Annotated in this window: 22 protein-coding genes; 18 read left to right on the top strand and 4 right to left on the bottom strand. The window is 62.0% G+C overall.

What is annotated here, in order from left to right; genetic code table 11:
• Window positions 1-34 precede the first annotated feature (34 nt).
• The 8 genes from AC58D2_RS13350 (at window position 35) to AC58D2_RS13385 (ending at window position 11,145) form a co-directional block, all read left to right on the top strand.
• Window positions 35-1,117, top strand: coding sequence for a TolC family protein (locus AC58D2_RS13350; protein ID WP_497391110.1), 1,083 nt, complete (start codon window positions 35-37; stop codon window positions 1,115-1,117).
• On the top strand, window positions 1,114-2,355 hold the full coding sequence (locus tag AC58D2_RS13355) for an efflux RND transporter periplasmic adaptor subunit (RefSeq protein ID WP_497391112.1): 1,242 nt from the start codon (window positions 1,114-1,116) through the stop codon (window positions 2,353-2,355). The genes AC58D2_RS13350 and AC58D2_RS13355 overlap by 4 nt, the downstream gene beginning before the upstream one ends.
• Window positions 2,345-5,587 carry an efflux RND transporter permease subunit gene (locus tag AC58D2_RS13360; RefSeq protein WP_497391114.1) on the top strand — a complete coding sequence of 1,081 codons (3,243 nt, stop codon included), beginning with the start codon at window positions 2,345-2,347 and terminating at the stop codon, window positions 5,585-5,587. The genes AC58D2_RS13355 and AC58D2_RS13360 overlap by 11 nt, the downstream gene beginning before the upstream one ends.
• A gap of 169 nt (window positions 5,588-5,756) precedes the next feature.
• Window positions 5,757-6,626, top strand: coding sequence for a class I SAM-dependent methyltransferase (locus tag AC58D2_RS13365; protein WP_497391116.1), 870 nt, complete (start codon window positions 5,757-5,759; stop codon window positions 6,624-6,626).
• Entirely contained in the window at window positions 6,623-7,147 is a 525-nt protein-coding gene (locus tag AC58D2_RS13370; RefSeq protein WP_497391118.1) for a GNAT family N-acetyltransferase, read from the top strand. Before AC58D2_RS13365 ends, AC58D2_RS13370 begins: the two co-directional genes overlap by 4 nt.
• A 55-nt stretch (window positions 7,148-7,202) precedes the next feature.
• On the top strand, window positions 7,203-7,661 hold the full coding sequence (locus AC58D2_RS13375; protein WP_286748780.1) for a YqaA family protein: 459 nt from the start codon (window positions 7,203-7,205) through the stop codon (window positions 7,659-7,661).
• A gap of 442 nt (window positions 7,662-8,103) precedes the next feature.
• Complete coding sequence (locus tag AC58D2_RS13380; RefSeq protein WP_497391120.1) at window positions 8,104-10,602, top strand: TonB-dependent receptor plug domain-containing protein; 2,499 nt, start codon at window positions 8,104-8,106, stop codon at window positions 10,600-10,602.
• A gap of 75 nt (window positions 10,603-10,677) precedes the next feature.
• The gene (locus tag AC58D2_RS13385; protein WP_497391122.1) at window positions 10,678-11,145 is read left to right on the top strand and encodes a RidA family protein; all 468 of its coding nucleotides are present in this window, start codon (window positions 10,678-10,680) and stop codon (window positions 11,143-11,145) included.
• Here the strand turns inward: AC58D2_RS13385 and AC58D2_RS13390 are convergent.
• Window positions 11,142-12,083, bottom strand: coding sequence for a LysR substrate-binding domain-containing protein (locus AC58D2_RS13390; RefSeq protein WP_497391124.1), 942 nt, complete (start codon window positions 12,081-12,083; stop codon window positions 11,142-11,144). The two genes, AC58D2_RS13385 and AC58D2_RS13390, sit on opposite strands and share 4 nt — an antisense overlap.
• 97 nt (window positions 12,084-12,180) lie before the next feature.
• On the opposite strand from AC58D2_RS13390, the gene AC58D2_RS13395 reads away from it, so the two are divergent.
• Genes AC58D2_RS13395 through AC58D2_RS13415 form a run of 5 tightly spaced genes read left to right on the top strand, consistent with a single transcriptional unit; the run spans window position 12,181 to window position 17,402 of the window.
• Window positions 12,181-13,389 (top strand): trans-sulfuration enzyme family protein, encoded by a 1,209-nt coding sequence (locus tag AC58D2_RS13395; RefSeq protein WP_497391126.1) that lies wholly within the window; start codon window positions 12,181-12,183, stop codon window positions 13,387-13,389.
• Window positions 13,389-14,420, top strand: coding sequence for a transporter substrate-binding domain-containing protein (locus AC58D2_RS13400; RefSeq protein WP_497391128.1), 1,032 nt, complete (start codon window positions 13,389-13,391; stop codon window positions 14,418-14,420). The genes AC58D2_RS13395 and AC58D2_RS13400 overlap by 1 nt, the downstream gene beginning before the upstream one ends.
• Before the next feature lie 5 nt (window positions 14,421-14,425).
• Complete coding sequence (locus AC58D2_RS13405; protein WP_494227925.1) at window positions 14,426-15,592, top strand: ABC transporter permease subunit; 1,167 nt, start codon at window positions 14,426-14,428, stop codon at window positions 15,590-15,592.
• On the top strand, window positions 15,589-16,656 hold the full coding sequence (locus AC58D2_RS13410) for an ABC transporter permease subunit (RefSeq protein WP_494227926.1): 1,068 nt from the start codon (window positions 15,589-15,591) through the stop codon (window positions 16,654-16,656). Before AC58D2_RS13405 ends, AC58D2_RS13410 begins: the two co-directional genes overlap by 4 nt.
• Window positions 16,653-17,402, top strand: coding sequence for an amino acid ABC transporter ATP-binding protein (locus tag AC58D2_RS13415; protein ID WP_497391131.1), 750 nt, complete (start codon window positions 16,653-16,655; stop codon window positions 17,400-17,402). Before AC58D2_RS13410 ends, AC58D2_RS13415 begins: the two co-directional genes overlap by 4 nt.
• Here the strand turns inward: AC58D2_RS13415 and AC58D2_RS13420 are convergent.
• From AC58D2_RS13420 to AC58D2_RS13430, 3 genes are all read right to left on the bottom strand, one after another.
• Window positions 17,383-17,766, bottom strand: a complete 384-nt coding sequence (locus tag AC58D2_RS13420) for a hypothetical protein (RefSeq protein WP_494227928.1) — start codon at window positions 17,764-17,766, stop codon at window positions 17,383-17,385. The genes AC58D2_RS13415 and AC58D2_RS13420 overlap by 20 nt on opposite strands.
• A gap of 130 nt (window positions 17,767-17,896) precedes the next feature.
• On the bottom strand, window positions 17,897-18,676 hold the full coding sequence (gene hutC / locus AC58D2_RS13425; protein ID WP_494227929.1) for a histidine utilization transcriptional repressor HutC: 780 nt from the start codon (window positions 18,674-18,676) through the stop codon (window positions 17,897-17,899).
• Between the two features lie 116 nt (window positions 18,677-18,792).
• Window positions 18,793-21,492, bottom strand: a complete 2,700-nt coding sequence (locus tag AC58D2_RS13430) for a TonB-dependent receptor (protein WP_497391134.1) — start codon at window positions 21,490-21,492, stop codon at window positions 18,793-18,795.
• 447 nt (window positions 21,493-21,939) lie between these two features.
• On the opposite strand from AC58D2_RS13430, the gene AC58D2_RS13435 reads away from it, so the two are divergent.
• From AC58D2_RS13435 to AC58D2_RS13455, 5 genes are all read left to right on the top strand, one after another.
• The gene (locus tag AC58D2_RS13435) at window positions 21,940-22,629 is read left to right on the top strand and encodes a cupin domain-containing protein (RefSeq protein ID WP_497391136.1); all 690 of its coding nucleotides are present in this window, start codon (window positions 21,940-21,942) and stop codon (window positions 22,627-22,629) included.
• Window positions 22,630-22,644: 15 nt separating this feature from the next.
• A complete protein-coding gene (locus AC58D2_RS13440) occupies window positions 22,645-23,643 on the top strand; it encodes an ImmA/IrrE family metallo-endopeptidase (RefSeq protein ID WP_497391138.1) in 999 nt (332 codons plus the stop codon).
• A gap of 385 nt (window positions 23,644-24,028) precedes the next feature.
• Complete coding sequence (locus AC58D2_RS13445; protein WP_497391140.1) at window positions 24,029-24,460, top strand: hypothetical protein; 432 nt, start codon at window positions 24,029-24,031, stop codon at window positions 24,458-24,460.
• 240 nt (window positions 24,461-24,700) lie between these two features.
• Window positions 24,701-25,426 (top strand): HupE/UreJ family protein, encoded by a 726-nt coding sequence (locus AC58D2_RS13450; protein ID WP_497391142.1) that lies wholly within the window; start codon window positions 24,701-24,703, stop codon window positions 25,424-25,426.
• Window positions 25,427-25,443: 17 nt separating this feature from the next.
• Window positions 25,444-26,157: a transmembrane anchor protein gene (locus AC58D2_RS13455; protein WP_497391144.1), complete on the top strand. Its 714-nt coding sequence runs from the start codon at window positions 25,444-25,446 to the stop codon at window positions 26,155-26,157.
• Window positions 26,158-26,385: the final 228 nt, after the last annotated feature.

The raw sequence follows: 26,385 nt of genomic DNA on the forward strand, positions 1-26,385 counted from the left end.
CGCCGCGCGCCTCGAGGCCGCGGACGCCGCCATATTGCAGGCCGACGTCCGGCCACGCGATGTCGTCGGGGTCGACTTCGAGGATTTTGCAGGCACCGGTCCCTATTCTCCGCTCAATCGCTCGCAAACCACCGGCTGGTATGAGCGGACATGGGAACGCGGCGGCAAGCGCGAAGCGCGCATCGGCGCGGCGCGCGCCGATGTCGCCGTCGTCGGCGCGCAGAACCGGGTGCGCCTGCTCGACCGGCTCGCGCGTGTGCAGGCGGCGTGGGTCGAAGCGCTCGCCGCCGAGGCGGCTATCCCGGTCGCGGAAGCCAGGCTCGCCGACCTGAAGCGCGTCGAGCTCGACGTCGTGAAGCGCGTCACCGGGGCGCTCGACCCGTGGTTCGCCGCCGAACGCGCGCGGACCAACGTCACGCAGGCGGAGATCGCGGTCGAGCAGGCACGCGAAAATGCCCGTATCGCCCGCTCCGCATTGGCGGCCTGGTGGGGTGGAACGGGAGAATTCAAGCTCGATCCCACGCTCTTTCAGAATGTCGAGGTCACCGTTCCTGCAGGAGGCGAGTCGGTCGATGTCGCGGTGCTCAATGCCGAGCTCGCGGCGGCCGGTGCGAAGGTGAAACTCGCGGAGAGCGGCAATATCGCCGATCCGAGCGGGCGCGTCGGTCTTCGTCATTTCGGCGAAGGCAACGACTTCGCGGTCATGGTCGGCGGCTCGATCCCGCTGGGAACAAAGGCGGCGAACCGCGGCAATGTGATCCGCGCCGAGGCCGATCAGCGCGCCATCGAGGCCGATGTGGCGATCGCCCGGATCGAGATCGAACGCGAGATCGACAAGCTCATCGCCGATCGCCGGCTGATCGCTGCCGAGGTCAAGCGCATCGATGCCGAGGTGCTGCCTAGCGCCAACCGCGCGACGCGCCTGATCCGCGACGGGCTTGCCCGCGGCGGCACCGCCTTCACCTTCCTCGAATATGCGCAGGCGCAGACCGCCGTGAACGAAGCGCAGACGCGCCGCGTCGAGCTGCTGCGGCGCTTCCACTTGCTTGGCGTCAGGCTTGACCGGTTGACCGGCCGCCACGCGCCCCTTCTTGCTACGATGGAGACGATCCGATGACCAAATATCTGCTGGGGGCGGCATCGGTCATTGCCCTCACCCTGCTCGCCGCCTGCGGCGACACCGCTACACCTGAAAAGGAAGGCGCGAAGGCCGCCGCTGGCGAATATGAGCGCGGGCCGCACCGCGGCCGGATGCTGCGCGACGGCAATTTCGCACTCGAAATCACCATCTTCGAGGATGGTGTCGAGCCCGAGTTCCGCGTCTATGTCTATCGCGACGACAAGCCGATCAAGCCCGGCGAAGTTCAGTTGTCGATGGAACTTGTCCGGCTGGGCAACAAGATCGACAAGTTCGCTTTCGCACCGCAGGAAGATTTCCTGCGCGGCAATGGCGTCGTCACCGAGCCGCATAGCTTCGACGTCCGCGTCCAGGCCTCCGAAGGCGGCCGCAATCATAAATGGGCCTATCAGTCCTACGAAGGCCGCACGACGATCACCCCCGAGGCTGCGAGGGCCGGCGGGCTGAAGGTCGAGACCGCAGGCGCGGCCACGGTCAGCGACCTCATCGACATGGGCGGCCGCGTCGAGGTCACCCCCGAAGGCCGTGCCGAAGTCCGCGCTCGCCTGCCCGGATTGATCGTGTCGCTCAATGGCAAGATCGGTCAGCGGGTTACCCGCGGTCAGGTGTTGGCCCGCGTCGAGTCCAGCCACTCGCTTCAGACCTACACGATCACCGCGCCGATCAGCGGCACCATCGTCGAGAAGAATGTAAATGTCGGCGACACGACGGGCGATCGCGCACTGTTCGCTATCGCCGATCCGACGAACCTGCACGCCGAGTTCTTCGTCTATCCGCGCGACGCCGAACGCGTGCGTGTCGGTCAGCCGGTCACGCTCAAGAGCTTGTCGGGCGAAGGCACGATCCAGAGCGTCGTCGAAGCCGTCGTCCCGACCGCCGATGTCGCCAGCCAGACGCTTCTCGCGCATGTCCATCTGCCGACATCGGCCGCAAACGACTTCCGCCCCGGAATGGCGGTCGAAGGGAGCTTCGCGGTCGCGCAGGCCAATGTGCCGCTGGCGGTCCGAACCAAGGCGATCCAGCGCTTCCGCGATTTCGAAGTGGTCTTCGCCAAGGTCGGCAACACCTATGAGGTCCGCATGCTCGAGATCGGCCGGCGCACGCCCGAATGGACCGAGGTCCTCGGCGGGCTCGAACCCGGCACCCAATATGTCACCGATGGCGCGTTCCTGATCCGGGCCGACATCGACAAGTCGGGAGCGAGCCATGACCACTGAGGCTTCCACTCACAAACATCGGCCAATTCTCGAACGCCTGATCGCCGGCTCGATCCGCTTTCGTTGGGCCGTCCTCGGCGTCGTCCTGCTCCTGTGCGCCATCGGCGTCTGGAGCTTCCAGAAGCTGCCGATCGATGCCACCCCGGACATCACCAACGTCCAGGTCCAGATCAACAGCGAAGCGCCGGGCTTCTCGCCGCTTGAAGCCGAACAACGGGTGACCTTTCCGGTCGAGACGGCCATCGCCGGTCTGCCGGGCCTTCAATATACGCGCTCGATCTCGCGCTATGGCCTGAGCCAGGTCACCGCCGTGTTCGAAGACGGGACCGACATCTACTTCGCGCGTCAGCTCGTCAACGAACGGCTGCAATCGGCCCGCGAGCAACTCCCCGCAGGCGTCGCCCCGGAAATGGGGCCGATCGCGACGGGCCTCGGCGAAATCTTCATGTACACGCTCGAAGCCAGTCCGGGTGCCAGGAAGCCCGATGGGAGCGCCTACACTCCCGAGGATTTGCGCACGCTGCAGGACTGGGTCATCCGCCCGCAGCTACGCAACACACCGGGGGTTACCGAGGTCAACAGCATCGGCGGTTACGAGCGCCAATATCATGTGACCCCGATCCCTGCCCGTCTCTCGGCCTATGGGCTGACCCTCAGCGATGTCGTGCAAGCGCTCGAACTCAACAACGACAATGTCGGTGCGGGCTATGTCGAGCGATACGGTGAGCAATATCTCGTCCGCACGCCCGGCCAGGCCAATGGCATCGACGATCTCAAGGCCATCATCGTTAGCAACCGGAACGGCATTCCGATCCGCGTCGCCGACGTCGCCGATATCAGCCTCGGCGAGGAACTGCGCACGGGTGCCGCGACCGAAAATGGCAAGGAGGTCGTGCTCGGCACCGTCTTCATGCTCGCCGGCGAGAATAGCCGGATCGTCGCACGCGCGGCGGCCGAACGGCTCGAGGTCGCCGCGAAGGCTTTGCCGGCAGGGGTGAAAGCGGTCCCGATCTACGACCGCACCAATCTGGTCGAGCGCGCGATCTGGACGGTCGAGAAGAACCTTCTCGAGGGCGCGCTTCTCGTCATCGCGGTGCTGTTCCTGCTGCTCGGCAATATCAGGGCGGCGCTGATCACCGCGGCGGTCATCCCGATCTCGATGCTCATGACAATCACCGGCATGGTGCGAGCCGGGGTATCGGGGAATTTGATGAGCCTCGGCGCGCTCGACTTCGGCCTGATCGTCGATGGCGCTGTCATCATCGTCGAAAACTGTCTCCGCCGGTTCGGCGAAGCGCAGCACAAACTCGGGCGCCTGCTCACCCGCGACGAACGCTTCGCGCTCGCCGCTTCGGCAAGTTCGGAGGTCATCCGTCCGTCGCTGTTCGGAGTTTTGATCATCGCGCTCGTCTATGTGCCGATCTTCGCGCTCACAGGCGTCGAGGGTAAGATGTTCCACCCGATGGCGATCACCGTGGTGATGGCGCTGACGGCGGCGCTCATCCTGTCGCTGACCTTCGTCCCCGCCGCCATGGCGCTGTTCGTGAAGGGCAAGGTCGAGGAGAAGGAAAGCCGGCTGATGGGCTGGGCGCGCCGCGCCTATGCCCCGGCGCTTGCGGCGGCGCTCAAGATGCGCGTCGGGTTCGTGGCCGGCGCGGTCGCGCTGGTCGCGATCGCGGGGCTCGCCGCGACGCGGATGGGTTCGGAGTTCGTGCCCAACCTCGACGAAGGGGACATTGCGCTCCATGCGCTGCGCATTCCCGGCACGAGTCTCAGCCAAGCGGTGAGCATGCAGACCGCGCTCGAAGCACGGATCAAGCAGTTCCCCGAGGTCGACCGGGTGGTCGCGAAGATCGGTACGGCCGAAGTCGCGACCGATCCGATGCCGCCTTCGGTCGCCGATACCTTCATCATCTTGAAGGATCGGAAGGACTGGCCCGATCCACGCAAACCCAAGACCGAGCTCGTCAAGGAAATGCAGGCTGCGGTCGCGCAGATTCCGGGGAACAATTACGAGTTCACCCAGCCGATCCAGATGCGGTTCAACGAGCTCCTCTCGGGGGTTCGCGCCGATGTGGCGGTGAAAGTATTCGGCGACGATCTCGATACCTTGCTCGAAGTGGGCAAGTCGATCGAGGGCATCGCCGCCGGGATCGAAGGGGCGCAGGACGTCAGCGTCGAACAGGTCACCGGCCTGCCGATGCTACAGATCACCCCCGACCGCGGCGCGCTCGCACGCTTCGGTCTCAATGTGAACGACGTCCAGCAGGCTGTCGCCGTCTCGATCGGCGGCGTGCAGGCGGGGCAGATGTTCGAGGGCGATCGCCGCTTCCCGATCATCGTCCGCCTGCCCGAGACTATCCGCGAACGGGTCGACGAGATCGGACGCCTCCGCATCCCGCTTCCGGGAAGCGGTCCCTCGGTCGATCCGGCGACGGGCATGGCGATGGACACGGGCCTGCGCGGGTTCGTTCCCCTCGCTGACGTGGCGAAGGTCGAAGTCGCAATCGGTCCGAACCAGATCAGCCGCGAGGATGGCAAGCGCCGCGTCGTGGTGACTGCTAACGTCCGCGGCCGTGACCTCGGCTCCTTCATCGAGGAGTTGCAGGCCAAGGTCGGGACGGAAGTCGAGGTGCCCGATGGCTACTGGATCACCTATGGCGGCACGTTCGAGCAGCTGATCTCGGCGGCGAAGCGGCTCCAGCTCGTGGTGCCCGCGGCGCTGCTGCTGATCTTCGGGCTGCTCTATATGCTGTTCCGCTCGGGCAAGGATGCGGCGGTCGTCTTCTCCGGCGTGCCGCTGGCGCTCACCGGGGGCGTCGCAGCGCTCCTCATCCGCGGGATGCCGCTGTCGATCTCGGCCGGGGTGGGGTTCATCGCCCTTTCCGGGGTCGCGGTGCTTAACGGCGTCGTGATGCTGAGCTTCATCAAGCAGCTGCGCGAAAGCGGCAGCGATCTGGAAGAAGCGATCCGTGAAGGCGCCCTCACGCGTCTTCGTCCGGTGCTGATGACCGCGCTCGTCGCGAGCCTCGGGTTCGTGCCGATGGCGTTCAACGTCGGCGCCGGCGCCGAAGTCCAGCGTCCGCTGGCGACAGTGGTCATCGGCGGGATCGTCTCGTCGACGATCCTGACCTTGCTCGTGCTGCCGGCACTCTACCGCATGGTTCATGGCAGGAAGGCCAAGGACGAAACCCCGCCTTCGGGCGCCCAGGCCTCCCCCTTACCGGCCTGACGCCCCACTCCCACGCGCCGTCTCCGCCACGGCGCGTGGGAGCCTATCCGCCTCCAAATCAGACCATGTGTTTGTGATGACCGATCCGAAGCCAGCTCATCCCCCCACAGCCCAACCCATGATCGTCGACTGGGAGACGAATCGCAGGTTCCGTTCGGCTGCAGAGGCCATGGGACTCGACCCCGACGATCAATGGGTCGGCGGATATGTGGCGGTCGAATGGGAAGGCGTGCGCTATCTTCTCTCGGCTTATGCCGGGAACATTGAGGGCAAGGCATTGCTCGAATTCGGCTGTAACTATGCGGCAAGCTCGATCGTCGCCGCCACGCTCGGCGCGCGCGTAACTGGCGTCGACGTCGATCCGGCTGCAATCGCGCTCGCCCAGCTCAATGCGGAACGGCACGGCATTGCGGACCGGATCAGGCTCGCGCTCGTGACCGATACCCGCACACTCCCTTATGAGGATGCGTCGTTCGACATCATCCTGTGCATCAGCGTTCTCGAATATGTCGAGCCCGACCATCTGCCCGCCGTCCTCGCGGAAATCGATCGCGTCCTGAAGCCTGGCGGGCTGGTGATCGTGTCGGGGACCGCAAGCCGCCTCGCGCCGCGCGAAGTCCATTCCGGGCGCTGGCTCGTCAACTATTGGCCGCGCGCGCTCGACCGGTCGCTGTTGGGGCTGGCGAAGCCGCTACAGCGCGGCGTCAACCCGCTTCCAATTCTCCGTGCATTTCGCGGCTATGCAAATCTCGATCTCGCCGATCGCGGCGTGCGCTGGTGCGCCGCGCGGGCGGCGATGGGTCAATCGGCGGCGAAACTCAGGGTCGCGCAGATGCTCGGACGCCTGCTCAGGCCCTTCGGGCTGTCGATCGGCATGGCGGGAGCCAGCTTCAGTGCCGCGTGGGGCAAACCATTGGGGGCAACCGGACCGAAGCGTGGAGGCGCCACGAACCCGCCCCGCTTCAGCCGCGGGAATGCCGAACCACAGCTGCGCGCGCCCGCGAACGTCCCGCAGTTCGAACGAAAGAAACGACCATGATCTTCGGCACGCGGGTGACGATCGGCCCGATCATCCCATCGGATCTTGGTCGCCTGTTCCAGTGGACCGACAGCGCGGAAGATGCGCACCTCAACGGCACCTATCGGCCACCCAATTGGGAGAGCCAGGAGAATTTCTGGCTGCGAACCGAGGATCCGGCCAGCATCTTCTTCGCGATCCGTATCCAGCCAAGCCCGGAAATCGCGGGCTATGTGCAAATTCGAGATATCGCCCCGGTGCATCGATCGGCGAAGATCGGCATCTGGCTCGGCGAAGCCGGCGACCGCGGGCGCGGCTATGGACGCGACTCCCTCAGGCTCGCGATCGATTATTGCTGGCGCCAGCTCAATCTGCGCCGTCTCAGCCTCGAAGTGTTCGCACATAATCATGCCGCGCGGCGCATGTATGAAGCGCTGGGTTTTCAGGAAGAAGGCATCTTGCGCGAGGCCCAATTCATCGACGGCCAGTGGATCGATATCGTCCTGATGGCGCTCCGCCGCGATCCAAAGCAGCCGGGATAGCAATACCGCGCCGGCGGCGCGCCACAGCTGGACAAGGAATGTGAAAGAATAGAGGGTGGACGCAATCGACGCATCGCTCGCGGCGGCGGGTTATCCCGGGATGTTCCTCATCGCGCTGGTTGCCGCGACGCTGCTTCCGGCGCAGTCCGAACTCGTCTTCGTCGCCATGCTCGGGACGGGCCGCTTCGATCCGGCCCTGCTTCTCATCGTCGCCTCTGCCGGCAACATCACGGGATCGACGATCAACTGGGCGATAGGACGCCATCTTGCGCACCATCGCGGCGCCCGATGGTTCCCGGTGTCCGAGCCCGCGATGGCCCGCGCCGAGACCTGGTATCAGCGCTTTGGGGTCGCCTCGCTTCTATTGTCGTGGCTGCCTGTTGTCGGGGATCCTCTGACTTTTGTCGCCGGGGTTCTGCGCACCTCGCTCGCGCGTTTCCTCCTTCTGGTGACAATCGCCAAAGCCGGTCGGTATCTGGCCCTTCTGATCCTCTACGGACATTTCTCGAACTAGCTCAAGGCGGCGACGATTCGAGCCGCCTGTCCCTGGATGCCGGTTCGACGTGGCCCAGAGTCGCCTGCAGCGACGGCCGGACCATCTCCGATTGCTCGTGAGTCGAGACGCGAAATGAAAGTGCAGTCCGTTGCCATGGGGTTCGGTGACACGCGCCAATAACGCACTCCATGGATTTGTCGCCAAGCCCCAGTCGCTGCGCGCAAAGATGATCCAACCAACTGCATGAATTCCTGATGATTTCCCGCCTCCCGGCATGTCCTGATCTTCTGACTTATTATTACCAATGTGCATGATACCGGGCCAAACTCGCATTTGAAGTTAGAATGAACCGCTTTCATCAAGGTGTCACCAAAAGGGTCGGCTCCGCAAATCGCCGTTCCATGGTGGAGTGCCGAAGTATCGGCGCTTGTTGGCTCGAGATATTTCTAGGGGAACGGCGATGGGTTTATTCCAGTTGGGACGCAGATGCCTGTGCGGCGTGTCGATGGGCGCCTTCACGTTCATGCTGCTCGGTGGAACGGCCAGCGCGCAAGAGGCGAGTGAAGACGGAGCCAGGGACAATCAGGCTGAAATCATTGTCACCGGTACGCGCCGCGCAGGCATCACAGCTGTCGAATCAGCGAGACCCGTCGATATCGTTTCCTCCGACACGCTTTCCAGGCAGGGGTCTTCGAACATCAACGATGCGTTGAAAACCGCGGTACCTTCACTCAACGTACAAAAATTCGTCGCGCAGGATGGGTCAGCCTTTGTTCGCCCCTTCAGCCTGCGCGGATTGCCGCCCGACCAGACACTCGTCCTCGTCAACAACAAGCGACGGCACCGGTCGGCTCTCGTCCAGATCACCAACCAGCCGCTCGCTGCTGGCGCACAGGGAGCAGATCTGTCCGTCATTCCATCGATCGCTATCAAGAGCATCGAGGTGTTGCGCGACGGCGCCGCAGCGCAATACGGATCGGATGCCATCGCCGGGGTGATCAATTTCCGCCTCAAGGATGCGAGCGAAGGTCTCGAACTCGTCGCTCGCTACGGCCAATATTATGAGGGGGACGGGGAGGATTACACCGTACAGGCCAACGCGGGACTGCCACTGACTGCCGACGGCTTCTTCAACATCAGCGGAGAATATGTTCGCTCGAAACCCACCTCCCGGGGAGCCCAGCGGCCGGATGCCCAGGCGCTGATCGATGCCGGCAATACAGCAGTTCCGGTTCCTGCGCAGCGGTGGGGCAATGTGAACAGCGAAGCCGCGCGACTTTTCATCAATGCCGAAGTCGCAACCGGCGATGATGCCACGGCCTATTTGTTCGGGAATTATAGCTGGAGCACCGGCGATACTGAATTTTTCTATCGCAATCCCGCGGCACGACCCGACGTCTTCGGAAGTGTTCCGCTTACCAATGTGCCGGGAGGTCCACGCTTCTCCTTCGCAACGCAGTTCCCGGGCGGCTTTACGCCCGTGTTCGGAACAGAGATCAAAGATCTCAGCCTCGCCGGCGGACTGAAGGGCGAAACGCGCGGACTGAACTATGACTTCAGCGCCATCATTGCGCAGAACTCAATCCAGTATAAGCTCTCGAATACGATAAACCCGTCGCTCGGTCCCGATTCGCCGACCAGTTTCCGGCCGGGCAAGGTGGCGCAGCGCGAAACGCAATTTCACGCGGATTTCTCCTACCCCTGGGAAACCGGAGTTTTTGCCGAACCGCTTAACATTGCCTTCGGCGCCGAATTTCGCCGCGAAACCTTCGAAATCACCGCCGGTGACGTCGCATCCTATGTAGCCGGACCCTATGCCCGCGTTATCGATCCCGACACGGGCCAGCCCATCGGATTAGCCGTCGGTTCGTCGGGCTTTCCCGGTTACGATCCATCGACCGCCGGCACCTTTTCACGGAGCAATTGGGCCGCCTATGTCGACCTCGAAGGCGATGTTGCGCGAGGCTTGACCTTGGGCCTGGCCGGCCGGTTCGAGGATTTCTCGGACTTTGGGAGCACCTTCAACTGGAAAGCATCGGGGCGATACGAGATTACCGACTGGTTCGCATTGCGAGGCTCGGTGAGCACGGGATTCCGGGCTCCCACGCCCGGCCAATCGAATATCTCCGATGTCGCCACGAACGTCGATCTCAATTCCGGCGGCCTTCTGCTGACCGCTACTCGTCCTCCGACCGACCCGGTCGCCCAATTCTATGGCGCTCGACCACTCGATCGGGAAAAATCGAAGAATATAGCGGCCGGCGTTGTGTTCGACCTGCCCGGTGGATGGGTGTTCACGGTCGATTATTTCAATATCAAGGTCGAAGATCGCATTGCCCTGACCTCGCGCATTCCGATCACTGCAGCGGATCGGGCTGCGATGCTGTCGCAGGGGATCGATCCGGGCGATGTACAAAGCGTTCGCTTTTTCGGCAATTTCTTCGATACCAAGACCGAAGGTGTGGACGCTGTTTTTTCCAAGAACTGGCGGCTCGACAGCGGCCTCAATCTCGGGCTGACGGCCTCACTGAACTACACGAAGAACCGGATAACCAATGTCCGCGATCCGCGGGCCGTCGATCGCGAACGCCGGATCGAGATCAGCGCCTTCAACCCCAAATGGCGCGGCAACATAACGGCCAGCGCCGAAAGCGGTCCCTTTTCCGCGCAGCTTCGCGCCAGCTATTATGGCAAATGGACCGATGCCGTCCCGAACGCGGTGCCTACGCCCAATGCTTTCGATCAGACCTTCGATGCCCAGTGGCTCGTCGATCTGGAAGTGAGCTACGACCTCACCGAAAATTTCCGCTTGGCGGTCGGCGCCGACAATCTCTTCGACGTCTATCCCGACAAGGACCTGCGTCCGGGGCAGACGCTCAACGGCATTGTTTACCCGCAGTTCTCGCCTTTCGGCTTCAGTGGCGGCTTCTGGTACGTCCGCGGCACGATGAAGTTCTGAGTTCGGTCTCCCTGAAGCCTTGCCCGTCCGGCACGACCGGATGGGCAAGGCTGTCCTTCATCAATGGAGAATATGATGTCTGGCCTCGTAGATTCCCGGCTCGACGCGCTGGGCATCAAGCTTCCCGTCCTCGCCCTTCCTGTCGCCAACTACCTCCCCCATATTATTGTCGGAAACGTCGTCCATCTGTCGGGGCAATTAGCTCGGGGAAATAGTGGCATCATCGCCGGTCTGGCCGGAGAGACGCTCGACGTCAGCATGGCCGCTGGAGCGGCACGTCAATGCGGTCTTGCCTTGCTCGCCGCGTTGCGCGACGCATTGGAAGGCAATCTCGATCGCGTCGAAGCCTGTATCCGGATCGACGGTTACGTAGCCTGCCGCCCCGATTTTCAAGACCATTCCACCGTGATCAACGGCGCATCCGATCTCATGGTGGAAATATTCGGCGACCGGGGACGCCATGCGCGGGTAGCCGTGGGCGTGGCAAGCCTCCCCTTAGGCGCGGCAGTCGAGGTCGCCGCCAATTTCCGGATCAAAAACTAGCCGGGTACGACGGCCTGGATGATGCCGAAGCGGTCCTCGCAAATTCGCGCTACTTCATCGCGCTCCCGTTTCAAAATGACGATCAAGTCGTCGAGAAGACGTGAACGCGATCGCTGAGGCGGCAGAATAAGCAATGTCCTGAAGCAAATAGCGGGTTCGAATTTTCGCGCGACCAGACCGCTTGCTTCGAATTCGCTCGACACAAATGCCATCGCATTGGTGAGGCCGACACCGACGCCGTCTGCGACCAACTGGCACACAGAGGCCGCAAACTGGGTTTCCACCACAACGTTGGGTTCTGCTCCCGCGGAGGCGAGGGCGGCGTCGAGCTGCTTTCGGGCCGTGTCGTCCGGCGAGAGTGACACCAATGGAATATCGTGAAGATCCGCCGGTCCGATGACCTCGTGGCTCGCAAGGGGATGCTCCGCCCGCATGACACAGATGCCCTGCGTGGTGAGGAAGGGTTCCGCAATCAGGTTCGCGGTGTCGATCTCGTCGGCGCAAAGGCCGATATCGTGCGATCCGCTCGCGACCAGATTTCGGACGATACTGGAATTGGCGATTTCGAATGTAACCGTGACACCGGGCTGGTCCTCGAGGAATCGCTTGATAACACGCGGCATCATCGACAGGCCGATTGCCGCGGAGGTCGCGATTCTGAGTGACCCGGCGCCGACGGCCCGAATTCTCGCGACGGCCTGCTTCAGCCGGTCGAGGCCCACATATGTGTCGATGATCTCCTGGTGAAGCAAATGCGCCTCGGACGTCGGAATCAGCCGGGGCCCCGACCGTTCGAACAGCCTGAGACGCGTGACATCCTCCAGCCTCTTGAGCGAGCGACTGATGGCAGGTTGGGAGACGCCGATCAACTCCGCTCCGCGCGTCGTCGATCCCGTGCGCATGACGGCATTGAATGCTTCGATCAGACTGAGGTTCATCGTCCTACTATTACATGAACGCATAATGATGCGCCATACTTCGATTTGAACGAAGAATTCCTACCGCTTAGCCTTGTGGCCAAGGAGTAATTCTCGCATGCACGACGATACGAAATGTCTCAGACCTCCTCCGGCGGAAGGTTCCTTCGCAAGCCTGGTCGTCCCCGTTCACCGCGCATCGACGATCGCATTCGAAAGCGTCGAGGATTATCAAAATCGCCGTGCTGCAATGTATGACGGATATTCCTACGGCCTTTATGGTACGCCCACCTCGCGCACGCTCGAAAATGCAATCGCGGCGATTGAGGATGCGACCCGCGCCATAGCGCTGCCGTCGGGATTCGCAGCAATCGTCGTTACCACGCTCGCCTGCACCGCCGCGGGGCGGCGCGTGCTGTTTCCCGATACCGCTTATGATACGGTGCGTCCTTTCGCCGAGCGTTTCCTCGGCGGAATGGGAATCAAGTCGACCTACTATGATCCCATGGCTGGAGCGGCGATCGGTTCGATGCTCAAACCCGATATCGGCCTGGTCTGGGTTGAATCTCCCGGCTCCATGACGCTGGAGGTTCAAGATATTCCGGCTATCGCCAATGCCTGCCGGGATCGCGGTATCAAGGTGGCAGCCGACAACACCTATGCAACGCCACTCCGCTGCAAACCGTTGGCGCTCGGCGTCGATGTCTCGATTTGTGCCGTGTCGAAATATGTCTCGGGACATTCCGACGTCGTTATGGGTTCGATCGCGGTCGATGACGAACAGCTATTCCGGCGGTTGAAGGATTATGCCCGCTTCATGGGAATGGGCGTGTCCGCCGACGACGCGAGCCTTGTGCTTCGCGGCATGGAGACAATGGCCGTTCGACTGGATCGCACCGAATTGACGACACTGCGAGTTCTCGATGCGATCGCCGGCCACCCCGCCATAGAAGAAATCCGCCATCCGGCGCTCGAAACAAATCCCGGACACGAATATTGGAAGCGTGACTTTTGCGGCTCCACCGGACTGATCACGCTCTTTCTGAAGCCCGTGGCAGCCAATGTGCTCGCGGCGGCAATCGAATCCATGGATCAGTTTGCCATCGGGGCGAGTTGGGGCGGGACCAAGAGCATCGTTGCCGTGCTGGATCGCCCACCGCTACGGACCGCAACGGCCACCCCTCATGACGGACCGCTCGTACGGCTGAGCATCGGTCTCGAAAACGTCGAGGACCTCCTCGCGTCGCTGTTGCCGGCACTGGATATGATCGCGGCAGACAGCAAACTGCCTACCTCTTCGTCATCACAAAAAAATGGGGCCGCATAATGAATATGATCTCGAAAAACCTTCTTATCGTCTCGGCCGCAGCCCTGGCACTTGCCGGCTGTTCGGGCAAAGAAAAGCGCACGAGCCTCGTCGACAAGATCAAGGCCAGAAACGAACTCTATTGCAGCGGCAGCCAGGGTGTCCCCGGGCTCTCCCGGCCGGACGAAAAAGGCGTCTGGCGCGGTTTCGACAGCGATATCTGCCGGGCCATAGCGGCGGCGATCCTCGGCGATTCCAAAAGGGTTCGCTTCGTTCCGCTAAATGCCGCCCAGCGGCTGCCTGCGGTGCAGACCGGCGAAATCGATGTGCTGTCGCGTACGTCGACACTGACTTTCACCCGCGACATGACGATCCGGTTCGTATCGACAACCCTCTACGATGGCGACGTGATCATTACCCGCAAGGCCGATGGCATTGACGAGCCCGGGAAACTGGCCGGGCGAACGATTTGCATGCAAGGAGGCGGAAGCCTGGTCGAGGGCGCGCTCAATGAACTGGAAGAAAAATACAAGTTCCAGATGAAACGGGTCTATTTCGATTCTACCATTACCGCCCGCGACACCTATTTCGCCGGTCGCTGCGACGCTTATGTCACCGATGGTCTTGCGGCGCAGAGCCAGATCGCAACCGTCGCTAAAAATCCCGCGGATCACAACACCATGTACACCGGCGACGCGATCGAGCCGAATGGCGTTGCGATCCGGCGCGGCGACGACAAGCTGTTCGACGTTGCCCGATGGACCGTCAACGCCCTGATCTGGGCGGAGAAAAACGGTATCACCCAGGCCAATGTCGACGAAATGGCACGCAACGGCGACGAACTCACCAAAAGGATACTTGGCGGTGACCCCAGTTTCGGCCGAGCCATGGGACTCGATCCCAAATGGGCCTATAACGTCATCAAACAGGTCGGAAATTATCAGGAAATCTGGGACCGGAATCTTGGTGCCGACACGCCGATCAAGGCCGACCGCCGCTTGAACAAGCTGTACTCGGACGGCGGCCTCATGTTTCCCTTGCCTTGGGAGTGAGGAGCGTGACCGCAGGGGAAAGGGCGAGCAGCGTCTTTTGGACGCGGCGTCGGCGCGACCTCGCCTATCAGACATTGTCGCTGCTGGCGGTATTCGGTTTCGCGGCGCTGATCGTTGCGACCGCGTCGAATAATCTCGCCGAGCGCGGAATCGAGGCGGGAACGGAATTCCTCGGTGATCGGGCGGGATTCAGCCTTTCTGAAACCTGGCTTCCCTATTCGCCGGACGACAGCAATCTGTGGGCTATTCTCGTCGGTATCGGCAACACGCTGGTGGTCGCCGGTCTCGTCTCGCTCTACTCGACGATCCTTGGCCTGTTTCTCGGCATCGCCAGGATCAGTGACAACCCGCTTGCCGCCGGCCTGTCGAAGGCATGGGTCGAAGTCGCGCGCAATTCTCCGCCGATCCTGATCCTGCTCTTCCTCTACAGCGCGATCGGCAAGGTGCTTCCCGTGGTCGACACGGTAACATTACTGCCGCATATCCTCGTGTCGCAGCGCGGGTTCGCGCTCCCCTGGTTTTCGCATCCGGCATCCGCTCTGTCGATCGCACTCGGTGCCGCGGCGGCTATCGCACTGCTCCTTTGGACGAACCGGGCCGTAACGCGGGCCCAGCAGCGAACCGGGCGGAGGCCTCCCTGGCTGAAGCTCGTTTCGCTTGCGCTTGGTAGCATCTTCCTGGCGCTGGTGCTGTTCACATGGCAGGATATCAAAGCGGATCTGCCCGTTGCGAACGGTCCGGACATCAGCGGCGGGATCGTGGTGTCGCCGGAGTTCTTTTCCCTGATTGTCGGCCTGACATTTTACACCACCGGTTTTGTCGCGGAAATCATCCGCACGGGTCTTCTCTCCGTTCCCCGAGGCCAGTGGGAAGCGGGATATTCGATTGGACTCTCGCGGTGGCGCACACTCCGGCTGGTGGTCATTCCGCAAATGTTGCGCGTGATCATTCCGCCAATGACCAGCCAGTATATCAACATCGTCAAGAACAGCACGCTGGTCATCGCTATCGGCTACGCCGACTTCATGGTGGTGATGGGAACGATGATCAACAAGACGAGCCACGCGATCGAGGGGACGCTGATCATCATCGCGACCTATCTGCTGATCAACCTGTCGCTGTCAGCGCTGATGAGCCGGGTCAATCGTCTCGTACAGGTGGCGGAACGATGATCGCCAGGGCACGCATCGTAACGATGGCCGGAACGCCATCCCTCGCGCGGCGTCTGGTCGGGTCTCCCGGCAACGCTCTCATCACGCTCTTGCTCGCGGCATCAATGGTCGTGATACTGCCTCCGCTCGTTCGCTGGGCCATCACCGACGCCGCGCTTTTTCCGGCGGTGCCGGAAAGTTGCCGGGCCGTCTCCGGCGCATGCTGGAGCTTCATCGTCGCCAAGCACAGCCAGATTCTGTTCGGCATCTATCCCGATGCACAGCGGTGGCGCCCGCTTGTCGTTTGCGTCGTCCTTCTCGGCCTGCTGGTCTTTTCGGTGAGGCCTCGCGCCTGGCAACCCCGGCTGGCCATTGTGTGGTTCGCCGCCCTGGGTCTCTCGTGGTGGTTGATGGCCGGAGGCGCGGGTCTGGTTCCCGTCGGATCGGATCTCTGGGGCGGTTTGCCCGTGACCCTCATCCTCACTGTCGTCGCGATCGGCCTCGGCTTCCCGACCGGCGTTCTTCTCGCGCTTGCGCGGCGATCGACCCTGCCGGTTATAAGGCTACTGGCGACCTTGTTCATCGAGACGACGCGCGCGCTCCCCCTGTTGAGCATTCTCTTCATCGCATCGATCATGCTTCCTCTGCTGCTCCCCGAAGAAATTCTGCCGGACAAATTCTTTCGGGCGCTCATTGCGCTATACCTCTTTGCATCGGCTTATCTCGCCGAAGTGGTCAGAGGCGGCCTGCAGGCTATCCCGAGGGGGCAATATGAAGCGGGCGAAGCGCTCGGGCTCCCATATTGGCAGCTGCATCTCAAAATCATCCTGCCCCAGGCGATCGTCGTCGTGATTCCGGCGCTGACCAATACCGTTATCGTGATGATCAAAAATACGAGCCTCGTGCTGGTCGTTGGCCTGTTCGACCTGATCAGTTCGGGCAAGGCCGCCCTCGCCGATCCGGCGTGGAGTTCGCCGTCGATCGAAACCTATCTGTTCATCACGCTGATCTATTTCCTGCTCTGTTTCGGATTCAGCCGCTTTGCTGACCGGCTCGAGCGACGAACGAAAGTCCCCACAAAATGAATGAGTCCGATCAGGTTCCCGTCGTCACTCTGTCGAATGTGGAAAAGCATTTTGGGGCCTTTCAGGCTCTCCGCTCGGTGAATCTCGAGGTTGCACGCGGCGAACGGATCGTAATCTGCGGCCCGTCGGGATCTGGCAAATCAACGCTGATCCGGTGCATCAACCAGCTCGAACGGCATGAAGCCGGGGACATTTTGGTCAACGGGCGCAAGGTGGGCTCCGAACCCAAGCAGCTTGAAGCCATCCGCCGGGAAGTCGGGATGGTCTTTCAGAGCTTCAATCTTTTTCCCCATCTGACCATTCTCGAGAATTGCACATTGGCGCCGATATGGGTCAGGAAGCTTTCCAAGAGAGAGGCCGACGAAAAGGCGATGGCGCTGCTGGAGCGCGTTCGTATACCCGATCAGGCCCACAAGAAGCCGGGTCAGCTTTCCGGTGGCCAGCAGCAACGCGTTGCGATCGCACGCGCCCTGTGCATGGAACCGAGCATCATGTTGTTCGACGAGCCCACTTCCGCGCTCGATCCCGAAATGGTCAAGGAAGTTCTGGACGTGATGCTGGGCCTCGCCGAGGATGGAATGACCATGCTCGTGGTGACCCATGAAATGGGATTCGCCCGTCAGGCGGCGGATCGAATCATCTTCATGGACGAGGGCCGTATTCTGGAGTCCGCGACGCCAGAGAAATTCTTTGCCGATCCGGAGCACGAGCGTACGAGAGCCTTTCTTAGCCAGATTCTGCATTGAGGAGCGTCCAGGTCGGCTCGCTCTCCTGTATGCCGGTCCCGGAAAAGCCAATGCAGAGATGGCTCCAGGCTGTCGAGATGGAACTCGAACGGGCCAACTGACGCCGCATACCCTTGCCGCCCGCCTTCTCGGCGATGTGATCGCTCTGCTTGCAATGGTTGCGGGCGGAGCAGTCCAAAGCCGTGTTCGACAACATGCCTGCACTTGTCCGGCAGGCGATCCGCGCAATCCAGTTTGGGGCAGGAATCGGCAAATGCCGGGAAGCCGCGACCAAGGCGAGCGAACCGATGCCGGGCCGTGAACGCTTCGCTTGTCGCACGGCAAATAAAAAGATATCCGCGAGAAAGGCTACATCCGGAATCATATCGTGGCCCGGATGTCGTGACCGGCAAGCGGAAGGACCGCAAGGACTGGCCCGATCCGCGCAAACCCAAGACCGAACTCGTCAAGGAAATGCAGGCCGCCGTCGCAAGCAGCGGATCTGGAAATACGTCCTACAAGGCGGCGGTAAGCTCGAAGCGGTTCCCCGGATGCGTCAGCGTCGCAAAGGACGCGACTCTTCCCTGGCTCCAGGTTCGGCGTGTCATGACGAGCGCGGGCTCTCCCGCGCGCATATGAAGGAGCTTGCGAACACGCGGCTCAGGCATGACCGAACGTACCCGATGCTCGAAGCGTTCGATCGGCGCGACCTGCGTCAGATATTCGTTGGGCGTATGTTCCGAGAAGTCCAAATTGCAGTAGCCGGGCGCGATCGCGGCCAGAACATAGCGGTCTTCGAGCTGGAGCGGCTCGCCAGCCTCATAATGAACGATGATCGAATGAAAGACCGAGGTTCCGATCGCTACGCCCAGAAGCGGCGCCGAATCGGCATCGCTCTTGAGCGCTGCATTCTCCACCACCTCGGCGTGATATTCATGACCGCGCCCACGGATTTCGTCGGCGATATTGCGGATCTCGATCATGTGGCCGATCGGCTGTTGCTCGGCGATGAAGGATCCGACGCCCGCGTGGCGAATGATCACGCCTTCCTTCTGCAACTCGCGCAATGCGCGGTTGGCAGTCATTCGCGAGACACCGAATCGGTCGACGAGTTCGGCTTCCGAGGGAAGCCGGTCGCCGGGCTTGAGCGCACCGCTCTGTATTCCTTCGGTCACCGACTGTTTAATCACCGCATAGAGCGGCTCGGCCCCAAGGCCGGGCCTGCCATCTCGCATTGAGGCGCGCGGTTTCAGATCAAACGTCATGTTCATAGCGTGATGCTCTCCCTGCACCATAGATAGTGGCTGGCCGCGGGGCGGCAATAGGGCACAAGGTTTCCGGCCTCAGAGAAGAAAGGCCCGGCCTGCATATCTGCAAACCGGGCCGAAAGAAATGCGACGTGTTCACAGGATCATTTGAACTTGTAGCTCATGCTTACATAGTAGCGCCGATACGACAGATCATATGTCATCGTATCGGTATTACCGTCGGTATAGCTGCGAATGTACGGCGCCTTTGTATCGAACAGATTGTCGACACCGAATGCGATCCGCGCTTCGTTGTCGAATTCATAGGCCAGCTGAAGATTATTGTAGAGAATATCCTTGGTCTTGTAGCCGATGTTAGCCGGAGCGGCGTTGAAGTCCTGCGCCTTGCCCGTCCACTGGACCGAATAGGTGCCGGTGAAGCCTCCCTTGCCGAGGCTCAAGACACCATAGCCGCGCCAATGCGGAAAGCCTCCGTTGCCGCCGCCAATACGACCATCGTAGATGATCGGAGGGGCGCTTTCATAAGGCGTGATCTCATATTTATCGAGATAGGTGACATTGAGATTGAGCGAGGCATCGAGCGACCCGATCCGGCCCGCGTAAAGCGCGCCGAAGTCGATACCGCGCATATCCTCACGGCCGACATTGATCAGTTGCGACGACAAGAGCGAAACCTCGCCGGTGACCGTGCTGCGCGCGATATCCGAAGGCCCGCAGAAAGACAGGCCGAGGCCCGGCGTGTTATAGCAGAGCGCGAGCTTGGTCGAGCCCGCGAGCGACCGGATTCCGCCGCGGATCTTGATGTCATAATAGTCTGCGGTGAGCGTCAGGCCCGGCGCGAAGGTCGGCTCGTAAACGACACCGGCTGTCAGCGTCTTCGCGGTTTCGGGCTTCAGGTTCCGATTGCCACCGGTGTTGGTGAGGATCGAGTTGCCAAGCTGGACATAGCCAGCCGGGACGCCGGCTGCGCGGCAATTGGCGACGAGCACCGCATTGCTGCTGGTCGAATAATTGCTGCACGGGTCGGTGGTCGTCAGGTTACCCTGGACGACGCCGGCGAAGAGCTCCGGCACGGTCGGCGCGCGGAAGGCCGTGCCGTAGGTGCCGCGAATGCGCAGACCTGCGCCGAAGAGCCAGTCGCCGCCGAACTTGTAGTTCCAGCTTCCGCCGAACAGGTCATATTTGGAGTAGCGAACCGCGCCGTTGAGCGTCAGCTCCTCGATGAACGGAAGGTCGGCCAGAATGGGAGCCGAGACTTCCAGATAGGCCTCGCGGCTGACGAGCTTGCCGGAAATGGGATCCTGCTGGTTGGTGTTGGCAATGCCAAGCACGGTCAGCGGATCGGGATCGCGCCAGCCCTTGTCCTGCCGGTAGGTGACGCCGGCGGCGATTCCGAGCGGCCCGCCGGGCAATTCGAACAGCGAGCCATGAATATCGGCGCTCGCCGTCACCAATTCGTTGCCGCCGGTGTCCCGCGACGTGAAGAGGATATATTTGAGCACCTCGGGCGTGAGATTGGCGCCGAGATAGTCGCCGCACGGGATCGCTGCGCCGGTGGCAAAGCTGCAAACCGAAGGGTTGAGCGAATTGCGCACCCGTTCGAGGTTCGCAATATTCGTGAAGCCGTCGATGCCGGTGTTGCGGCCATAGCCGGCCGACACTTCGTAACGCCAGTCGCCGGCGATTCCGCCCTTGAACCCGGCGGTCGCCTGGATCGTATTGGTATCCTGGAAAGCGACGCGCGGGCCGGCTTCGGCAAGCCGGCGCTGGATGAGCGTGATATTCTGGCCGGTGGGATTGGTCGGGTTCGTTGCCGATATCGCAAAATTGCGGATCGTACCGGGCGTCGCAATCTGCTTCGACTCGCGGTGCGTGTACAGAAATTCGGCGAAGAAATCGATGTCGTCGCTGATTTCATAGTCGGCGAACATCGCCGTGCTGATCCGCTGGATCGGGCTCACCGCGTTGATATAGGGATTGCCGTTGAAGTTATGCTTCGACGCCACATAGGGCTCGTAGAAATTTCCGTTGCCGTTCGGATCATTGTTGAAGTTGATCTGGCTACCGTCGGGCAGCGCTGCGCGTCCGCCCGCCGTCGATGCGCTGTCCACGCAAACGAGCGCGCCGCCCACTTCGCCGAGCCCGCAGGGCGCCCGGCTCGCCATGTTGATCGGCGAGGTGTCCTGGAAGGTCGCGTAGAAGGAAATTCCACCACGATCGTTGCGGAGCCCGAGCGACAGGTCGATCGTCGTGCTGCGCCCGTCTCCGCGCTCGGTGATCCCCTGACGGGCCGCGAGCCCCAGCCCTTCGAAATTGCGCTTGGTGATGAGATTGACGACGCCTGCGACGGCATCGGTCCCGTAAATGGCCGACGCGCCATCCTTGAGCACATCGACCCGCTCGAGCGCCTGCGTCGGGATCATGTTAAGGTCGGGTGACGTGTTCGCGCCCGTGCCGCCCGAAACGAGCCGGCGGCCATTGAGAAGGGTCAGGGTGCGATTGATCCCGAGTCCGCGCAGGTTGACCTGCGAAGTCCCCCAGCCCCTGCCGGTCCAATAGGCATTGCCCTGGTTCCCGGCGAAACCGGCAGATGCGGGAAGGCGCTGAAGAATGGAGTCGAGATTAACCGCGCCGGTGTTCTCGATTTCCTCGGCGCCGACGACCGAGATCGGGTTGGCGGCGGCGACGTTCGCGCGGGGGATGCGGCTGCCGGTGACGATGATGTCTCCGCCGTCCTTCGGGGCGCTGGCGCCGTCCTCGACCGACTGCGCGAAGGCCGGTGCACTCAAGAGACTCAGCAAGGCCGTGCCTGCGAAAAGATATGTGAGATTCGACGGTTTCATAAGCGTCCCCTTTTTCGGCTGGATAGGTCTGTTTCGCTCCTGCGCACGTTCGATATTTTGTGATGACAACCGGCGTAGCGGTAGCGGCGCGCGGCTCTGTGCAGCGAATGAGTGACATGATTCGCAACTAAACGTCAATACCTGTATATACGTTTATGCATATGTGAGGACATCATCAGCGGACCGCATCGGTTTACCTATTGACAGAGTCGATCTTGTATAGACATGTAGCGTCATATCCGGGCGATGACTCGGACAAGGGGACGCACCATGACCTGCCGTGCCGACATGCCGGGCGATCTCGCCCCTGCTCTATCCAATATTCCGGGCGACGCCGTTCGCGCCCCACGGCACCGCCGGCTCCGCGCCGGCCGCACGCACCATTCTTGTAAGCTTACGACCGATTGTGAGGATTTCGACTGCAACTGAACTGAAAGGAAGACGACGATGAAGCTTGCCATTATTCTGGCCGCCGCGCTGCTGCCGGCAACCGCGTTCGCACAGGCCCATCATGGTGATCATTCGCACGACGAAAACGATAATCATGCGCAAGCAAATGCCCCTGTCCTTCCGAAGAAAACGGTCCCCGCCACATCGATTTCGCCCGAATATGTCCAGTTCGCGACGAACATCGAGATTATCCCCGACATCGAAAAGGCGGTCGCCTCGCCCTCTGCGCTCCTGACGCACGAAGGCCTGTTCGGGCCGCTTCTGTTTGCCGAGCAGAACCGCGCCTTCTTCATCGAGCTCAAGCCGGGCATGTTCCTCGCCGAGCATCCCCACCCGACAGGCAGCATTATCTATACGGTGCGCGGCAAATGGGTGCTCGCGAGCGAAGGCAAGCGCCAGGTGATGGAAGCCGGCTCGCTGTTCCGTTTCGGCGACCAGATGCCGACGGGCTGGGAAGCGCCGTTCGGCGAAGGCGCGCTGCTCCTGGTCGTCAAGGGCAAGGCGCCCAACGACGGCTATGAAACCTTCAACAAGGGCATCCTGTCGATGCAGGCGGCGGTCGACAAGGAGCGCAAGGAAGGCACCGCATTCTATTATAACGCGCTGGCGCCCAATCATCCTGCGATCGTTTTCGCGCGCAGCGTCAACCCCGACTTCGACACGGTGCTGAAGAACATCAAATATTGAACCGGGGGACCGCCCATGTACCGTAAATTCGCCCTGGCGGCAGCGCTTCTTGCGCTGCCGCTTTATCAGGCCATTCCGGCATCCGCAGGGGCGCCCGCCGCCCCTGCGAAGCAGAAGCCCGTCGCCTGGCAGCAGGTTTCGTCAGTCGATCTTGCCGAGTTCAACAAGGATATCGTGCCCGGCAAGCTGACGATGGACGTCGCCATCTACATGCCGTCCAACTTCGACCCTTCCTTCAACAAGCTGAACCTGCCGAAAATGCTCGAAGGGCTTCGGGCTGCGAAGGAAATCTACCGCCCGGCGGGCGTCCAGATCAATCTGCTCTGGGTCAAGACGGGCGCGATCGATCCGCGTTTCCTGGCACTCCAGGCAAACGAGATTCCGCGCATTCCCGACACCGAATATGTGAACTCCTACGAGGCATCGAAGCGGCATCCGACCGAACTGACGGCCCAGGCCCGCGACGCCTTCGGGTCGATCATCGAGCCGGACAAGAATAACAAACGGACGATCTACCTCGTTGCGCTCCAGGATGTGGTCATGCCCTTCCTCGATCCGTCGGACAAGCGCAACTGGACGGTCAAGATGGTGCGGACGGGCGGCCTCTCCTTCCCGACCTATTCGTACTACACGAGCCTCCCCGACCAGTTTCGGGGCGTCATCACCATCACCAACCTGTCGACGCCGAGCCGCCAGCGGCGGACGATCGCGCACGAACTCGGTCACAAGGTGATGAATGTCAGCCACGAATATAAGGAGACCAGCCCAGCCCACGAAATTTTCGCGGACGGCGGCCTGATGCTCTACGGTTCGGGCGAAGACATTCCGTCGGGCGCCGCAGGACGCTGGCACCTCGAGCGGCTGCGCATGTCGCCCTTCCTCTATGTGCTCGGCAGCGACGGAAGCAAGAAATGGAACCCCGACTATAAGGACGGCGGGCATTATTATGACCCGCTCTATGGCGACAAGGTCGTCCACTTCCCGGGCCAGTCGAGCATGGACCCCAATTGGTAAGCGGATTTGTATCCGCCGTCCGGCTTCTGCGGAGCAGTCCCCCGGAGAGCCGCAGTGACTATGCGGGCGTTCGGCCGGCCCTCTCCCCGGGGGCAGGCCGGGCGTCCGCAGGTTGCGACGTTCTGAAGCAGGTGCCTGCTCGCTGTCGTCAGTATGTCGCCCCGACGCCGGATTCCGCCTCGCCGTTCGGCGCGCGGCCCGACCATGGCTTGCCGGGCCTCACGCAAGGCCAGCGGCAGGGGGTATCGGCATGAGACCGTCCTTCTCAGCCATTCAGGAGAGCGCTGCGCGCATGAACCGGCGGCTGACGGTCCCTGGCCGCAGTCGGGGCCGGAAGATCGCGACGTTCGTTGTCAAGTCGCCGCGCGCCCGATAGGAATTGGCTGTGCTCCGGACCATCTTCTCGGCTCGTGAAAGAATTCATGCTGCGATATGCGGTGCATTGATGCTGTTCTATGCGGCAACGATGCCGGCCAAGGCGGCCGACCAACTCCAGCATTCCTCGGCGCTGATGGTCCCGCATGCGCACGATGGTCTTGGCGGTTTTTCGGTCGATGCGGTGCATGACGACCACGATCACCAATCCGCGCATCATGACGATGGGGCGGATACCGGCGAGCCGACGGACGGCGAGATGGCGGACGGACATCATCATCATGGCGATGCCGGCCCCAATATGCTCGTTTGCGAAACCCCCATGCCCTCCTCCCTCTTGCTCGCGGACGACCTTTACGGCGTTGGCAAAGAGCGATCGATCACGGGCCTCCGACCCGTCGGCCCCGAAAGACCGCCCAGACGTTTCTCGCTGATCGCCTGAGCTGGCTACCGGCGCGCGGGGTGTTTTCCACCTTTCAGCGGGGCCTTTGTCCCATGCATCCCATCCAGCGCGCACCTTGGCCGGTTGCCAACGCGCGGCCTGTCCGGGGCCGGATTCCGGGTCCGAACGCGCCCCCCGCGCGCCGCGACGCCCGAACCGTCCCCGGCCTGACTGCCATTCCCCGCACGCAGCGAGCTGTGCGGGCGTCCTTCTTTTCTTCGTTTTCAGGAGATGCTCCCTATGTTTATCCGCACGATCGCCCCACCCGGGGCGACCAGTCGAAAGCTCCTGCTCGCCGCAAGCCTCGTTCTTCTTGTCCTGCTCACGGCCGGCACCGAAGCCTGGGCGCATAATGTCGCCGAGGGCGACAAGGGCTATATCCAGGAAAGCAGCGGCATCCTCTTCTGGCCCTTCGTCTATCTCGGCGCCAAGCATATGGTCACCGGTTACGACCATCTGCTCTTCCTCTTCGGCGTCATCTTCTTCCTTTATCGGATGAAGGACATCGGCCTTTATGTGACATTGTTCGCGATCGGCCATTCGACCACGATGCTCTTCGGGGTGCTCACCGGCATCAGCGCCAACGCCTATGTCATCGACGCGATCATCGGCCTCTCGGTCGTCTACAAGGCGCTCGACAATCTCGGCGCCTATCAGCGCTGGTTCGGGTTCCAGCCGAATACCAAGGCCGCGACATTGATCTTCGGTTTCTTTCACGGCTTCGGGCTCGCGACCAAGATCATCGAGTTCGAGATCGCCAATGAGGGGCTGATCCCGAACCTTCTTGCGTTCAATCTTGGGGTCGAGATCGGGCAGCTGCTCGCGCTCGGCGCCATCCTCATCCTCATGGGATATTGGCGCCGCACGCCAAGTTTCATGCGCCACGCCTTCACCGCCAATGTGCTGCTTATGACCGCGGGCTTCGTGCTCGTCGGCTACCAGCTCGCCGGCCTCGCCATCAGCTAATCCAAAGGATAATCATCATGTTCAATTCCCAGCGTCCCCAAATCGAGGATCTGCCGACGACCGGCCAGCTCCTCCGCGCCACCGCGCTGGCGATCGCCGCCGCCGGTGCGATCCTCGTCACGGTTGTCCTCCCCAGCGAATATGCGATCGACCCGACGGGCATCGGCCGCCAGCTCGGCCTCACCGATATGGGCGAGATCAAGGCGCAGCTTGCCGAGGAGGCTGCACGCGACGCCGCCGCCGGAGCGGCCGTCCCGGCGCCCGCCGCGGTGGCGGCCACCGATACCGCTGCGCCGCCCGTGGTCGCTCCCCCGGTCGAGGAAGCCGTGAAGGAGGTCGCGGCCGAAACGACCGCACCGGCCCCTGTGGTGGCAGCGGTTGCCAAAACCGCCACACCGCCGGCAGCCCCCAGTCAGCGATCCGACACGATGAAGCTTACCCTTGCCCCCGGCGAATCCACCGAGATCAAGGCGACGATGACAAGCGGGGCGAAACTATCGTTCGACTGGTCGGTCGAGGGCGGCCACGTCAATTTCGACACCCACGCCGACGCACCTGGCATATCCTATCATGGCTATGGCAAGGGCAAGGAGTCTACCGGCGACAAGGGCGAACTCGTCGCCGCCTTCGACGGCAAGCATGGCTGGTTCTGGCGCAATCGTTCGGAGGGGCCAGTGACGATTACGCTGCGCATCAAGGGCGAATATAGCGACGTCAAACGCATGCTCTGACGCATCGTCCCCAGGACCCCATGGAGCGACCTGCCCGGACAAAAATTGTTATGTCCGGGCAGGTTCGAACTTTTCGCTTCCTTTGGCACGCCCGGGATGGCCGCGATGTACGATGATCGGCAGGCTGTCGCCGGCCGACGCGTGAGGAAGAGCGGCAATTGGGAAGCGGTCGGCGGGACAAGACTATTGGACAGGCCGTGCACCTCGATGGTCGCCCCATCGAGACGC

Source organism: Sphingopyxis sp. CR5 (assembly GCF_059693785.1).